Raw genomic sequence first — 14,834 nt, 5'->3', positions numbered from 1 at the left:
GGAAAACGGCGACAGGGCGCGATTATAGGGCAGGCACCCCTCCGCCGTCATGGCGAACGCTTCAAAAGCCGGGGCAGCTGTGCCAGACTTCGGCGGCTTTTCCCGGAAAACCACCATGGAACCTATGACTCCTGCCCTGGCCTTCGGCTTACCCGCCACCGCCCTGTACGTGTTGGCGTCCATACTGGTGTACCGCCAGTTCCGGGGGCAAGCCTCGCCTTCAAAAGCGACCATTCTGATCCCCGGCGGCCTGGCGGTGATCGCCCATGCGCTGACGCTGTACGCCCAGCTGATCACGCCGCAGGGCCTGCTGCTGGGCCTGTTTCCCGTGGCTTCGGCGGTGGCGCTGGTGGGCGCCGCCCTGGTGGTGCTGTCCAGCTTGCTCAGGCCGTTTCAATGGGTCAGTGCCCTGGTGTTTCCGTTCGCCGCCGCCACCATTCCCGCGGCGCTGTGGCTGCATACCGGCTATGTGGCCCATCCGCTGGAACACGGTATCGGCATGCATGTGCTGCTCTCCATCGTCGCTTACGCGGTGCTGGCGCTTTCCGCCTGCCAGGCGGTATTGCTGTGGGTCCAGCATCGCCAGCTCAAGGACGGCCACATCCGCGGCGTGATGCGGCTGTTTCCGCCGATCCAGATGATGGAGTCGATGCTGTTCGACGCCCTGTGGCTGGGCGAATGTCTGCTGACCCTGGCGATCCTGTTCGGCTTCCTCTACGTGGACGACCTGTTCGCCCAGCATCTGGTCCATAAAACCGTGCTGACCCTGGTGTCCTGGGTGATTTTCGCGGTGTTGCTGTCTGGCCGTCATCTGCGCGGCTGGCGTGGCCTGACCGCGGTGCGCTTCACCCTGGCCGGCTTCGCCGTGCTGCTGGTGGCCTTTTTCGGCACGCAACTGGTGCTGGAAGTGATTCTGCGCCGCTGATCACGACGGTGCGGTTAGCGCTTGACACCCCGGAACCCGGCACCGAACAATAGCGAGCCAAACAGCAACCAAACGACCGTCTCTTGGCCAGCATCCCGGATGGGTGGTTATTGATCACCCTGATCATTCTGATCTTGCTCTCCGCTTTCTTCTCCAGCAGTGAAACCGGCATGGTGGCGATTAACCGCTACCGGCTGCGCCATCTCTCCCGGCAGGGCCATCACGGCGCCGGACGGGTGGAAAAACTGCTGCAACGAACCGACCGGCTATTGTCGGTGATTCTGATCGGCAACAACTTCGTCAATAACTTCGCCGCCACGGTGGCGGCAATCCTGGCGATCCGCTGGCTGGGCGACTCCGGCGCGGCGGTGGCGCCGGTGGTGATCACCCTGATCATGCTGGTGTTCGCCGAGATCACGCCGAAGACCTACGCGGCCATGAAGCCGGAACGGGTGGCCTTCCCCGCCAGCTTCCTGCTGCAGCCGCTGCAATGGCTGCTGGCGCCGCTGGTATGGCTGGTCAACGGCATCAGTGGCCTGTTCCTGCGCCTGTTCGGCGTGCGCACCGACAGCGCCGAGGAAGACCACCTCAGCCCCGAGGAACTGCGCACCGTGGTCAACGAGGCCGGTGGCCTGATCCCGGAAAAGCACCAGAAGATGCTGCTGAACATCCTCGATCTGGAAAGCGTCACCGTCGAGGACATCATGATTCCGCGCAACGAGATGATCGGTGTCGATCTGGATGACGACATGAACGACATCCTCAACACTCTGCGCACCAGCCAGCATACCCGGCTGCCGGTCTACCGCGGCGACCCCAACAACATGCTGGGTGTGCTGCACCTGCGCAAACTCAGCCGTTTGTTGCTCAAGGAAGAAATCAACAAAGCGGAGCTGATGCAGTACACGGTGGAACCCTATTTCGTTCCCGAAGGCACTTCGCTGAATCGCCAGCTCATCCAGTTCCAGAATGCCAAACGCCGTATCGGCATCGTGGTGGACGAATATGGCGACGTGATGGGCCTGGTGACCCTGGAAGATATTCTTGAAGAGATCGTCGGCGAGTTCACTTCCGATCAGGCCGCCACCACCAATCCGGACATCCTGCCCCAGGAAGACGGCAGTTTCGTCATCGACGGCTCCGCCAACCTGCGCGACATCAACCGGGCACTGCACTGGGACATCCCCATCGTCGGGCCGCGCACCCTCAATGGCCTGATCCTGGAACACCTGCAGTCGATTCCCGACGCCAACATTTCATTGCGGGTGGAGGACTACCTGATTGAAATCCTGCAGGTAAAGGACAATATGGTTAAGGCGGCGAGAGTCAGGAAAAAGCAATGAACAGTGAAAGGTGAAGAGTTAAAAGTTAAAATCACAGAAAGAGGTCGCACCCAACGCTTGGACGCGGCCTCTTTCGTTTCAGTTCACGGAGAAATTCCTCTGCGCACTGTTCACTATTAACTATTCACTGTTACCTGTCTTCCCCAACCACGCCCGGATATCGCCGGCATGGCGCTCGACCAGGCGGCGGCCTTCGTCGATGGCTTCCTTGGCACGGTGGAAGTCCATCAGGGCAAAATCCTCCAATAGCGGGATCAAGGTGATTTCCGGCGGGTCACCCGCCATGCGGGAGCGGGTGATGCGGTCCTGCATGATGTTGACGCTGGAGGCAATGACGTCAAAGAAACCCGGTGCCTGGCCGTCCCCGCTGGTGAAGTAATTCGCCATCTTCTGCCAAAGACTGTGCTCTTCCTCGGTAGCCCCATTCTCCCCCGGCGGTTTCTGCCGGGACAGGTGGGCGCCCACCAACTGAGCATTGAGATTGACGGCGATGACCACGTCGGCACCGAAGGCGCGAGCGGCGGACACCGGCACCGGATTGACCAGGCCACCGTCCAGCATCCAGCGCCCCTGGTGTTTGAGCGGCGTGAACAGCCCCGGCAACGCACAGGACGCCCTTGCCGCCTGCAGAATCGGCCCCTTGCTGATCCAGATCTCGCGGCCGCTCTTCATATCCGTGGCGACGGTGACTAAACGCTGCTCCAGATCCTCGATGTTGGGGTTGCTGTGCCGCTCCTCGAAGAAACCGAACAGTTTCTCGCCCTTGACCACGCCACCGGACAAGGTGAAGTCCATCAGGCCGAACACGTCCTTGGTGGTCAGCGCTTTCACCCAGTCCGCCAGGTCATCAAGCGCACCGTTGACGTAGGCACTGCCCACCAGGGCGCCAATAGAGGTGCCGGCCACCACATCCGGACGAACCCCCATCTCTTCCAGGGCCTGGATCACACCAATATGCGCCCAACCGCGCGCCGAACCGCTTCCCAGCGCCAGTCCCAGACGCGGCGCCGACGGCGTGTCCTGCTCCCCTTCCGTACTCATCCCGGCACCACTTCGTCCATCAGGCAGGGCGCCAACTCACCGGCCATGCGCCGTTGACACCGGCGCAGCACTTCCACCTGGCGGTCCGCATCGAGGCGCCCCCAGTGGCTGATTTCCTGGCCGGTGCGAAAGCAACCGACACAGACATCGTCACCGTCCAGAGCGCAGATCGACACGCACGGTGAGACCGGCTTGGGACTATTTGAAACGCTCATCTTCTTGCAGGTGCTCCGAGAAATGGCGGGCATGGGCCACATAGTGCTGGCTGCCCATGGTGATCATCGCCTTGTGGCCATCGGTGATTTCCTTCACTACCTTGGCCGGCGCGCCCATCACCAGGGAATTGTCCGGTATCTGCATGCCTTCCGGCACCAGAGCGTGGGCGCCGATAATGCAATTGCTGCCTACCTTGGCGCCGTTCAGTACCACTGCGTTCATGCCGATCAGGGTGTTGTCGCCGATGGTGCAGCCATGCAGCATGACTTTGTGGCCGACCGTGACGTTCTTGCCGATTTTCATCGGCACGCCCGGATCCACGTGCAACACCGAATTTTCCTGCACATTGCTGTTATCGCCGATCTCGATGACATCGTTATCCGCGCGGATCACCACGCCAAACCAGACACTCGCGTTTTCACCCAGCACCACGGACCCGATCAAGGTGGCGTTGGGCGCAATCCACTGGCCCTCGCCACGAAATTCCAGCTGGCGGTCGTTAATCGTATAGATCATTTTCTTGTCCTTGCCTGAACCGTTTCCGTCGTTTCAGTCGTCGCTGACATCGAAACGGATATCGGTATCGTAAACGTGGTTGATCAGATCCAGGATCATGAACGCGGTCAGCCCCCAGATCCGTTTATCCTCGAAATAGTAGTTCGGCATGCGCAGACGGCGGCCGTATACCTCCACCGGCGCGGTCAGATCCGGCTCCTGCTCCAGAAAGAAACGCAGCGGTACGTTGAAAATCGAGTCGATCTCGCCGGGCTCGGGAATCAACTCCGCCTCCGGGCGCACCACGCCGACAAAAGGCGTTACCTTCATGCCGAAACGGGACGGGATCGGCGACAGATTGCCGAGTACTTCCACCGCTTCCCGCGCCAACCCCACCTCTTCCTGACTCTCGCGCAGCGCGGTCATCATCAAATTACGGTCGGAGGGGTCCCGTTTACCACCGGGGAAGGCCACCTCACCGGCGTGGGTCGGCATGGAACGAGAGCGAACGGTAAGAATCAGTTCAGGTTCCGGCTTATCGACAAAGGGCATCAAAACCGCCGCTTCGGGCAGGTCCAGCGGCAACTCGACCAAACGGTAATCCGGCAGCCGCCTGCGCAGGCGTTCCAGGTCTGTCATCCGCGTTTCTCCCGCGGCCATCCACTGATTGGACCTTCACAGCACTGCTTCACTCTCTTACTCCCCATTCTTTACCACTCAGTTTGACCATCGCCCGCGCCACGGGCAAGGGCGCGGCACCGCTTTCGGATTGCCAGGGTTCCGGCGAGCCAGTAGGCTGGCGTACTTCACCACGGCGAGAACGATCATGAAGTATTGCAGCCATTGCGGGCAGGAAGTGTTGTATTCGGTTCCCGAAGGGGACAACCGGCCCCGCTATTGGTGCAACCATTGCGGCACCATCCATTACCAGAATCCGAAGATCGTGGTTGGCGCCATCCCGGTCTGGGAAGGTCGCATTTTGCTCTGCAAACGTTCCATCGAACCCCGCAAGGGCTACTGGACCCTGCCCGCCGGCTTCATGGAAAACGGGGAAACCCTGCAGGAAGGCGCCGCCCGGGAAACCTGGGAAGAAGGCTGCGCCACGGTAGAGGTTGGGGACATTTATACGATTTTCAACCTGCCCCATATCAACCAGGTCTATGTCTTTTTCCTGGGCAATATGGCCAACGGTGACTATGGCGTGGGCGAGGAAAGTTCCGATGCCAGAATGTTCACGGAAGACGAGATTCCCTGGGACCAGTTGGCCTTCCCGACCATCGGCCGTACTCTCAAGTTTTATTTTCAGGATCTGAAAACCGGCGACTTCCCGGTACGCACCCAGGACATCCCACCGCTCAAGCGCAAACCGGCGCTGGATGAGAATATCTAGGCCGGTATCGAGCAACCAACAGCGGGCCAGCGCGATCCGTCAAACCGGTAGCGGCGCCAGCGGCAATAGGTCGATGGCCGGCTCCTCGTAGGGGTGGGCGTCACGCAAGGCGCGGACCGCCGGTTCCAGACAATCCGCCTCGCAGATCATCTCCACCCGGTACTCTTCCACGGTCTCCACCTGTCCCCGACTGCCCAGATAGGGATTGCTGCCGTCCAGGGGTCTGAACTGGCCCTGACCCAGCACCTGGAAGCTGCAACGATCGTAGTCACCAATGCGGCCGGCACCGGCGTCGAACACCGCCGCCTTGACGGTTTCCACGTGACTCACCGGAACATAGAAGCAAAGCTTGTAGAGCGTCGTCATCGGTCCTCCTGATGATCGATTCAGGCCACGTCGCTGCCGTTTGCCAGGTGCGCGTATTCCGGTCTGAGACGGTAATCCCCCTGGGAGGAAATCCAGATACCGCTGGCCGCCACGGTTTGCACGCCGTCGACGAAGACCCGCGCCTCATTAAACAGCTTGCGACCCTGCAGACGCACGAGCCGCGCCTCGAAGTTCACTTCGCGGTGCAGCGGTGTGGGCGCCATGTAGCGCACATTGAGCGTACCGGTCATGCCCAGGCTGGTGACGAAGTCCTGGGTCTTGGCCAGTAGCATATCCAGCGCCAGGGACAGAACGCCGCCATGCACCTTGCCCGGCGGCCCCATGAAAGCGCGACCGAAGGTGGCACGGGCACGCACCACATCGCCGTCAAGCCAGAAGGTCACCGGCGGTGACATGGCATTGGCGGGACCGGACAGAATCTCGAAATCCGCCATGTCCAGGGCATCCTGTCGATTGCCCTGGCCGCTGATCAAACGCCCGAGAATGTCACGCATGCTGCGATGGGAATACCCTTCCAGGCTTTCCCGCAACGCCCGCGCCTGCTCGGTGGCGGCCATCAGCGCCGCCTCGTCCACATCCAGGCGTACCAGCTGTTCGTTGATCGCCGCCAATTCCCGGGCCAACTCCCGGCGCCGCGCCGACACCGGCGTCGGCTCCGGCAACTCGCAGATCGGCATGTCAAAATAATGGTATTTTTCTTCCGTCATATTCGTGTCTGATCAGCCTGTTACTTTAATCTATCGCCTACACGCAACACGGTGACAGGCCAGCTTCCCACAGCGCTTTCTTTGGCTTTTCGCTTTTGCCTTTCGCTGTCAACTGTCCACTATCAACTGTCAACTGCCTCTTACCCGACCCACCTGCGCGCATTGGCGAACATCCGGAACCAGGGGGCATTGTCGAAGCGGCGCCAATCATCCGGGATCCAGCTGTTCTGCAGCACGCGGAACACCCGCTCCGGGTGCGGCATCATAATGGTCACGCGGCCGTCCCGGGTGGTGAATCCGGTGGCGCCCTGGCTGGAACCGTTGGGGTTGGCCGGATATTGCTCGGTGGCATTGCCCATGCCGTCCACGTAGCGCAGGGCCACCAGGCGCTGCTCCACATTACGGGCCAGGTCGGCGTCGCTGATCTCCACCCGCCCTTCGCCATGGGCCACGGCGATGGGCAGGCGGGTGCCCGCCATGTCGCGCAGCAAGATGGATGGGGAATCGCCGATTTCCACCAGCGAGGTGCGGGCCTCGAACTGCTCGCTCAGATTGCGCACGAAGCGCGGCCAATGTTCCGCGCCAGGCACCAGGTCCTTGAGGTGGGCCAGCATCTGACAGCCGTTGCAAACGCCCAGGGCGAAGGTGTCCTCGCGGAAGAAGAAACGGTTGAAGGCGTCACGCAAGCCGTTGTGATACAGCACGGTCTTGGCCCAGCCGCCACCAGCACCAAGCACGTCGCCATAGGAGAAACCGCCACAGGCCACCAGGCCTTTCATGTCGTCCAGATTGACGTCACCGGCCAGCAGGTCGCTCATATGCACGTCCACGGCGGCGAAGCCGGCACGGTCAAAAGCGGCCGCCATCTCGGTTTGGCCGTTGACGCCCTGCTCGCGCAGGATCGCCACCTTGGGCCGGGTACCGCCGATGAATGGCGCCGCTACGTTTTCGCTCATGTCGAAGGTGAGCCGCACGTTCAGGCCTGGATCATTGCTGTCCGGGATCGCGTCGAACTCCTGGCGGGCGCAGTCCGGGTTGTCGCGCAACGCCTGGATACGATAGCTGGTTTCCGACCAGAGCCGCTGCAGACCGCGACGGGGCCGCTCCATCAGGATGGCGCCGCCCAGGCGTACCCGCACCACATCGTCCACGTTGAGCCGCGCCACGGTGTGCACACAGCCGGCCAGACCAGCGTCGGCGTAGCGCTGACGCACCGCCTCCGCCTCGCCTTCCGGCACCTGCAGCACCGCGCCCAGTTCCTCGGCGAACAGGGCCGCCACCGCTTCCGGTCCATCACCGGCGATGTCGTCCAGCACGATGTCGATGCCGACCCGGCCGGCGAACGCCATTTCCACCAGGGTGGTGAACAAACCACCGTCGGAGCGATCGTGGTAGGCCATCAGCTTGCCTTCCGCCAACAACGCCTGGGTCACCTGGAAGAAGGCCTTCAGGTCGGCGGCATCGTCCAGATCCGGCGGCACATCGCCGACTTTTCCAAATACCTGCGCCAGCGCCGACCCGGCCAGCCGGTTACGGCCGCGGCCAAGATCCACCAGCAGCAGTTCACTGGCCTCGGTGGTACGCAACTGCGGGGTCACGGTCAGGTTGATATCACTGACCTGAGCGAAGGCGGTGACGATCAACGACAACGGCGAGGTGACACTCTTGTCGATGCCACGCTCATTCCACACTGTGCGCATGGAGAGAGAGTCCTTACCCACCGGGATGGCGATACCCAGCTCCGGACACAGCTCCATGCCCACCGCCTTGACCGTATCAAACAGCGCCTGATCCTCGCCCGGGTGACCGGCGGCGGCCATCCAGTTGGCGGACAGGCGGATTTGCCCGAAGCCGCCGATGTGGGCGCCGGCCAGATTGGTAATGGTTTCCGCCACCGCCATGCGGCCGGAGGCGGCGGCGTCCACCAGCGCCACCGGGGTGCGCTCCCCCATGGCCATGGCTTCACCGGTAGTGATATTGGCCTGGTTGGGGTTGAAACCGGTGGCGGTCACCGCGCAGTCGGCCACCGGCACCTGCCAGGGTCCCACCATCTGGTCCCGGTGAACCAGACCGGTCACCGACCGGTCGCCGATGGTGATCAGGAAGCTCTTGGAGGCCACCGTGGGCAGCCGCAGCACCCGATCCACCGCATCGCGCAGTTCGATGTCGTCGGTGGTGAAAGTCTGGCGCTGGAAGTCTTCCCGATCGAAGGCACGCTGCATCTTCGGCGGCTTGCCGAACAGCAGGTCCATGGGCAGGTCCACTGGCGCGTCGCCGAAGTGCTCATCGGACACTTTCAGGTGCTCTTCCTCGGTGGCTTCACCAAGCACCGCGAAGGGCGCACGCTCGCGCCGGCACAGTGCCTCGAAGCGCGCCAGGTCTTGCGGCATTACCGCCAGCACATAGCGTTCCTGGGCTTCGTTGCACCAGATTTCCACCGGGCTCATTCCCGGCTCATCACTGGGCACCCGGCGCAGTTCCAGGTTGGCGCCACGATCGGCATCGTGGACCAGTTCCGGCAAGGCGTTGGAGAGGCCGCCGGCACCGACGTCGTGGACGGAAACAATGGGGTTGTCGTCACCCAGGGCCCAGCAGCGATCGATCACTTCCTGCACCCGCCGCTCTATTTCCGGGTTACCGCGCTGCACCGAGGCGAAATCCAGGGCCTCATCGGATTCGCCGCTGGCCATGGAACTGGCGGCACCGCCGCCGAGACCGATCAGCAGCGCCGGGCCACCCAGCACGATGATTCTGGCGCCCGCCGGAATACCTTCCTTCTGCACGTGGCCGTCACGAATATTGCCAAGGCCGCCGGCGATCATGATCGGCTTGTGGTAACCGCGCCGTTCATCCCCATTGATCCCCGGGGCTTCGATTTCCAGGGTGCGGAAATAGCCGCACAGATTCGGGCGGCCGAACTCGTTGTTGAAGGCGGCACCGCCCAGCGGCCCCTCGATCATGATGTCCAGGGCCGAGGCAATGCGCCCGGGGCGGCCGTAGTGGTCTTCCCACGGTTGCACGAAATCCGGAATGCTCAGATTGGAGACCGAGAACCCGGTAAGGCCGGCCTTGGGCTTGGCGCCGCGACCGGTGGCGCCTTCGTCACGGATCTCGCCGCCAGCGCCGGTGGAAGCCCCGGGATGGGGGGCGATGGCGGTGGGGTGGTTATGGGTCTCCACCTTCATCAGCATATGCACCGGCTCATTGACGTAGCGGTACTCGGTGTCGTCCGGACCGGGGAAGAAACGGTCCGCCACCGGCCCCGCCACCACCGCGGCGTTATCCTTGTAGGCGCTCAGCACGCCTTCACTGGCGTGTTTGTAGGTGTTGCGAATCATGCCGAACAGGCTCAGTTCCTGAGCCTCGCCGTCAATGGTCCAGTCGGCATTGAAGATTTTGTGCCGGCAATGCTCGGAGTTGGCCTGGGCGAACATCATCAGTTCCGCGTCGCTGGGGTTGCGCCCCAGAGCGGTGAAACGTTCCACCAGGTAATCGATCTCGTCGTCCGCCAGAGCCAGACCCAGCTCGCCGTTGGCCCGGGCCAGCGCGTCGCGGCCGCCGCCGATCACATCCACCGTGGTCAACGGCTTGGGCTGATGATGGCTGAACAGCGCCTCGGCCTGCTCGGGCTGATCCAGCACCGCCTCCACCATGCGGTCATGCAGCGGCGCCACCAGCTCCGCCCGGGCGATATCCGGGTCCGCCCGCAGCCGATATTCAATACCCCGCTCCACTCGCACCACCTTGTCGAGGCCAGCGTTATGGCAGATATCGGTGGCTTTGGAAGACCAAGGGGAGATCGTGCCGGGGCGCGGCACCACCAGGAACCGGCGGCCTTCCACCTGCTCCTCGCTGATCGTCGGGCCATAGCTCAGCAAACCGTCGAGCACCGCCTGTTCCTGGGCGGATAACGGCGCGGAAATTTCCACGAAATGAACGAAACGGGCGGACAGTGCCTCCACCCGAGGCAAAGCGCGCAGCAATTTTTCCTTACGAAATGCGGAGAGAGCCGGGCTACCGGGTAGGATCAGCATGGGCTGGCTTTTCCTTTGGATCGACGGGGGATTGGAAGAAGCCGCAATGATACCGGATTCCAGGGGGGCGGCGCGAGGGCGCGAACCCGGTTTCCCGCCTTTATCTCGACAGAGCGGCGACACGGTGGAAACCGTCATCAACCGGTCCAATAGCGGCAATTGTTGGACAAAAAAGTAGCGGCCCGGGGGTTGCGGATGGTAAATTCGCCCCCAATTGTAAAAGCACCGCTTATTTTTTGTACCCGTCCTTCATGGCGGGCACCCTGGCGGGCCGTCGCGAGCGACGTTAAAAATCGCTCCCGGCGATTTTTTATGCCCTGCCATCCATGGCGGGCACCCTGGCGGGCCGTCGCGGGCGACGTTAAAAATCGCTCCCGGCGATTTTTTGGTCATTCCAAGCCGTCTCAATCCCGGGCCTGCGCCGAGGCGTGGTCCGGCGACGGCTTCGAATGTCCTGCTTCCGGCAAACAAGGACCGTTTCCGGAACCGAGGAAGCCCCGAAAACCAAGCAATGGGCGCTTCCAACCTATCTGGCAACCCCAGGAGGCAGCAAGGACATGACGATACGGTTACGCCGTAAACTGCTGGCATGGGCACCCCTGGTGCTGCTTGCCGCACTGATCCTGGGCCTGTTTCTGCGCCCATCCGGCACCGCCCTGGAACGGATCCAGGCCCGCGGCGAGTTGGTAGTGGTCACGCGCCCATCCCTGACCACCGTTTACGGCGATGAAAACGGTTCCACCGGCATGGAATACGAACTGGCCCGCGGCTTTGCCGAGCAGCTGGGCGTTAAGTTACGTCTGGTGGAAGCCGATGACCTGGCAACCGTGCAGAAGCTGCTGCTGGCCGGCAAGGCCGATTTCGCCGCCGCCGGGCTGGTGATCACCGAGCAGCGCCGCCAACAATTGCGGCTGACCACCCCCTATCAGAAAGTCGACACCCTGGTGATGTACCGGCTCGGCGAACCGCGCCCCAATACCCTCGCTGATCTGGACGGCAAGAGCGTCGCCGTGGTGTCCGGTTCCAGCAACGCCGATCTGCTGGAGCAGGCCCGGGCCGCCCAGCCTGAGTTGACGCTGGATGTCTACACCGGCACCACCGTGGAGCAAACACTGGCCCGGGTGGAGGAAGGCGAAGCCGATTACGCCCTGATTAATTCCAACGATTACGCCATCCACCGGGGTCTGTTCCCGGATCTGGCGGCCGGTTTCACCGTCGGCGCGGATCAAGGGCTGGCCTGGGCCTTCGCCCCCGGCAGCGACGGCAGCCTGTATCAAGCCGCCCAACGCTATCTGACCCAGCAAAACGCCATTGGCGCCACCGAACAGCTGGCCAAGCGCTTCTACGGCCATGTGGAACGGTTTGATCTGTATTCCGCGCGCAGCTTTATCCGCCACCTGGACGACCGTCTGCCGGACTACACCAATGCCTTCCGCGATGCCGCCGAAGACGCCGGCTTCGACTGGCGCCTGCTGGCCGCGGTGGCCTATCAGGAATCCCTGTGGGACGCCGGCGCCATCTCCCCCACCGGTGTGCAGGGTCTGATGATGCTGACCAATCAGACGGCGCGGGAAATGGGCGTCACCGACCGCACCGACCCGGCCCAGAGCATCCACGCCGGCGCCGCTTACCTGCGCAAATTACACGACCGCATGCCAGAACGCATCGCCGAGCCGGACCGCACCTGGCTGGCCCTGGCCGCCTACAATGTGGGCTTTGGCCATCTCGAAGATGCCCGGGTCCTGACCCAGAAGCAGGGCGGCGATCCGGATCGCTGGCAAGACGTGAAACAGCGTCTGCCGATGCTGGCAAAACCCGCCTACGCCGGCCAATTGCGCTACGGCCCCGCCCGTGGCGGCCAGGCGGTGGCGTATGTGCGCCACGTACGCGGCTACTACGACCTGCTGGTGTGGGCGGAAAACTCCGAACGCCACCGCCCTACCCTGGTGGCAGCGGCGGAGTAACCGCTCAATAAAAGCCAATCGCGGCTCACGAGCCGCGATTCGTTTGTCTTTCGCTATTAACTGTTCCCTGTTAACTGTTCCCTGCCTCTCTCATCGTTTGCGCCGGAAAAAGTCCCGCATCAGTTGCGACGCCTGGTCCGCCAGCACCCCGCCGGTGACTTCCAGGCGATGGTTGTAGAAATCCCTCTCCGGCAATCCCAACTGGCTTTCACACACCCCGGCACGAGGTTCGCGGGCGCCGTACACCAATCGCGCCACCCGGGCGTGGATCATGGCGCCAAAACACATGGTGCACGGCTCGATGGTGACGTAGAGGGTGCTGTCCGGCAGCCGGTAGTTACCGGCGCGGGCGGCGGCATCACGCAATGCGCCAATTTCCGCATGGGCGGAGGGATCATGGCTGAGAATCGGCCTGTTGTAGCCCTCACCAATGATCTCGCCGTCACGCACCAGCACCGCGCCCACCGGCACCTCGCCCTGCTCCGCCGCGCGTTCCGCCAGGGCCAGCGCCCGCGCCATCCAATATTGATCGTCCACTTGTCCGCCCGGGGTTGATTGGGATGCTTTCGGCGCCAATGGTAGGCGCGACGGCGCCGGGGTGAAACTCTTCCCTCGCGATGGCGGCGCTTTTCGCTACAATCTTGTTCATCCAGGCGGGGTTGGCCCCCCGCGGAAGCCATTGTTTCGACGATTTGTTCGATGAGGAGACGGCATGACCACCATCGGTACCCCTTATTCCGACAACGCTACCCGCGTGATGCTGCTGGGCAGCGGTGAACTGGGCAAGGAGGTGGCCATCGAGCTGATCCGCCTGGGTTGCGAGGTGATCGCCGTGGACCGCTATCCGCGGGCGCCGGCCATGCAGGTGGCGCAGCGCTGGCACGTAATCGACATGCTGGACGCGGACGCGGTGCGGGCAGTGGTGGAAGAAGAGCGCCCGGCGTTGATCGTGCCGGAAATCGAGGCCATCGCCACCGCCGAACTGGAAGCTCTGGAGCAGGAAGGGTTCACCGTGATCCCCACTGCCCGGGCAGCGCGGCTGACCATGAACCGCGAGGGCATTCGCCGCCTCGCCGCCGAAGAGCTGAGCCTGCCTACCTCGCCCTACCGGTTCGCCGGTGACAAGGACGAATACCTGGCGGCGGTGAAGGCAGTGGGCCTGCCGTGCGTGATCAAGCCGGTGATGTCCTCCTCCGGCAAGGGCCAGAGCCTGGTGAAAACCGAGGACCAGATCGACGCCGCCTGGCAGTACGCCCAATCCGGCGGCCGCGCCGGCCAGGGCCGGGTCATCGTCGAAGGGTTCGTCGAGTTCGACTACGAAATCACCCTGCTCACCGTACGGCACCGCAACGGCACCGATTTCTGTGCGCCCATCGGCCACCGCCAGGAGGACGGCGATTACCGCGAATCCTGGCAGCCGCAACCGATGAACGACGCCGCTCTTCAGGAGGCCCGCCGCCAGGCCGGCGCCATCACCGCGGCCCTGGGCGGCTGGGGGCTGTTCGGCGTGGAGTTTTTCGTGCGCGGGGACCAGGTCTGGTTCAGTGAAGTGTCACCACGCCCTCACGATACCGGTCTGGTAACCTTGATGTCACAAAACCTCTCCGAATTCGCGCTGCACGCCCGCGCCATTCTCGGGCTGCCGATACCGAATATCGAACAGCGGGGTCCGTCCGCGTCCTCGGTACTGCTGGTAAAAGGTGATTCGGAAACCATGCGCTACGGCAATCTGGATCAGGCCCTGGCGGAGCCGAACACCGACCTGCGCCTGTTCGGCAAGCCGGAAGTGCATGGCAGCCGCCGCCTCGGCGTCGCTCTGGCGAAAGCGGATAGCATCGAAAGCGCGAGAGTCAAAGCCAACACCGTGATTACCAATATCGAGGTAAATCTATGAACCCGCGGATTGACGATACCCACAGCAAGATCATTGGCTATGCCCTCTGGATCTTCGGCTTCATGGGGTCACACCGGTTCTACTATGGCCGGCAAATCACCGGCGTGATCTGGTTCTTCACCCTGGGATTGTTTTTCATCGGCTGGATCGTCGATTTGTTTCTGATCCCGTCCATGGACCGCGACGCCGATCATCGCTATGTCTCCGGCCCGGTGGATTACAACATCACCTGGCTGCTGCTGACCTTTCTTGGCGTCTTCGGCCTGCACCGTTTTTATATGGGCAAATGGGTGACCGGGCTGATATACCTGCTGACCCTGGGCTTGTTCGGGCTGGGCATTCTCTACGACTTCCTCACTCTCAACGAGCAAATCGCCACCGCCAACAGCCGCAAGCGCTGGGTTTGACCCAATCCGCGGTCCTCTTCATGCCGGAGAG

Annotated in this window: 14 protein-coding genes; 6 read left to right on the top strand and 8 right to left on the bottom strand. The window is 62.7% G+C overall.

Annotation, left to right across the window (positions count from 1 at the left end; all coding sequences use genetic code 11):
• The first annotated feature begins 115 nt into the window (after positions 1–115).
• Both CRO06_RS06040 and CRO06_RS06035 read left to right on the top strand, forming a co-directional pair.
• Positions 116–925, top strand: a complete 810-nt coding sequence (locus CRO06_RS06040) for a cytochrome C assembly family protein (RefSeq protein WP_233917048.1) — start codon at positions 116–118, stop codon at positions 923–925.
• Positions 926–1,008: 83 nt separating this feature from the next.
• Positions 1,009–2,268, top strand: a complete 1,260-nt coding sequence (locus CRO06_RS06035; RefSeq protein WP_097057996.1) for an HlyC/CorC family transporter — start codon at positions 1,009–1,011, stop codon at positions 2,266–2,268.
• 120 nt (positions 2,269–2,388) lie between these two features.
• Here CRO06_RS06035 and rssA read toward each other — a convergent pair whose 3' ends face one another.
• From rssA to CRO06_RS06015, 4 genes are read right to left on the bottom strand one after another with little or no spacing between them, the layout of a single operon-like run.
• Positions 2,389–3,309, bottom strand: coding sequence for a patatin-like phospholipase RssA (gene rssA, locus CRO06_RS06030; protein ID WP_097057995.1), 921 nt, complete (start codon positions 3,307–3,309; stop codon positions 2,389–2,391).
• Positions 3,306–3,524, bottom strand: a complete 219-nt coding sequence (locus tag CRO06_RS06025) for a DUF1289 domain-containing protein (RefSeq protein ID WP_035450852.1) — start codon at positions 3,522–3,524, stop codon at positions 3,306–3,308. Before CRO06_RS06025 ends, rssA begins: the two co-directional genes overlap by 4 nt.
• Positions 3,508–4,041, bottom strand: a complete 534-nt coding sequence (locus tag CRO06_RS06020; protein ID WP_014993769.1) for a gamma carbonic anhydrase family protein — start codon at positions 4,039–4,041, stop codon at positions 3,508–3,510. Before CRO06_RS06020 ends, CRO06_RS06025 begins: the two co-directional genes overlap by 17 nt.
• Positions 4,042–4,074: 33 nt before the next feature.
• The gene (locus CRO06_RS06015) at positions 4,075–4,659 is read right to left on the bottom strand and encodes a CoA pyrophosphatase (protein ID WP_244902781.1); all 585 of its coding nucleotides are present in this window, start codon (positions 4,657–4,659) and stop codon (positions 4,075–4,077) included.
• Positions 4,660–4,846: 187 nt separating this feature from the next.
• Here CRO06_RS06015 and CRO06_RS06010 point away from each other — a divergent pair, with 187 nt between their 5' ends.
• Positions 4,847–5,410 carry an NUDIX hydrolase gene (locus tag CRO06_RS06010; RefSeq protein ID WP_097057993.1) on the top strand — a complete coding sequence of 188 codons (564 nt, stop codon included), beginning with the start codon at positions 4,847–4,849 and terminating at the stop codon, positions 5,408–5,410.
• A gap of 39 nt (positions 5,411–5,449) precedes the next feature.
• Here the strand turns inward: CRO06_RS06010 and CRO06_RS06005 are convergent, their stop codons facing one another.
• The 3 genes from CRO06_RS06005 to purL form a co-directional block, all read right to left on the bottom strand.
• Entirely contained in the window at positions 5,450–5,776 is a 327-nt protein-coding gene (locus CRO06_RS06005) for a YqfO family protein (RefSeq protein WP_097057992.1), read from the bottom strand.
• A 20-nt stretch (positions 5,777–5,796) separates the two neighbouring features.
• Positions 5,797–6,504, bottom strand: coding sequence for a PaaI family thioesterase (locus CRO06_RS06000; protein WP_097057991.1), 708 nt, complete (start codon positions 6,502–6,504; stop codon positions 5,797–5,799).
• 140 nt (positions 6,505–6,644) lie between these two features.
• Positions 6,645–10,538 carry a phosphoribosylformylglycinamidine synthase gene (gene purL, locus CRO06_RS05995; protein ID WP_097057990.1) on the bottom strand — a complete coding sequence of 1,298 codons (3,894 nt, stop codon included), beginning with the start codon at positions 10,536–10,538 and terminating at the stop codon, positions 6,645–6,647.
• Between the two features lie 557 nt (positions 10,539–11,095).
• Between purL and mltF the strand changes: the two genes are divergently transcribed.
• A complete protein-coding gene (gene mltF / locus CRO06_RS05990; RefSeq protein ID WP_026949026.1) occupies positions 11,096–12,502 on the top strand; it encodes a membrane-bound lytic murein transglycosylase MltF in 1,407 nt (468 codons plus the stop codon).
• A 90-nt stretch (positions 12,503–12,592) separates the two neighbouring features.
• Here mltF and tadA read toward each other — a convergent pair whose 3' ends face one another.
• Positions 12,593–13,039 carry a tRNA adenosine(34) deaminase TadA gene (gene tadA, locus CRO06_RS05985; RefSeq protein ID WP_026949027.1) on the bottom strand — a complete coding sequence of 149 codons (447 nt, stop codon included), beginning with the start codon at positions 13,037–13,039 and terminating at the stop codon, positions 12,593–12,595.
• A 175-nt stretch (positions 13,040–13,214) separates the two neighbouring features.
• Between tadA and purT the strand changes: the two genes are divergently transcribed.
• The gene (gene purT / locus CRO06_RS05980; protein ID WP_097057989.1) at positions 13,215–14,396 is read left to right on the top strand and encodes a formate-dependent phosphoribosylglycinamide formyltransferase; all 1,182 of its coding nucleotides are present in this window, start codon (positions 13,215–13,217) and stop codon (positions 14,394–14,396) included.
• Complete coding sequence (locus CRO06_RS05975) at positions 14,393–14,803, top strand: NINE protein (protein ID WP_097057988.1); 411 nt, start codon at positions 14,393–14,395, stop codon at positions 14,801–14,803. Before purT ends, CRO06_RS05975 begins: the two co-directional genes overlap by 4 nt.
• The last annotated feature ends 31 nt before the right edge of the window (positions 14,804–14,834 follow it).

The organism is Alloalcanivorax xenomutans (genome assembly GCF_900217905.1).
Taxonomy (GTDB): Bacteria; Pseudomonadota; Gammaproteobacteria; order Pseudomonadales; family Alcanivoracaceae; genus Alloalcanivorax; species Alloalcanivorax xenomutans.
The sequence above is the reverse complement of the archived record's forward strand: the minus strand, read 5'-3'. Positions and strand labels throughout refer to the sequence as shown.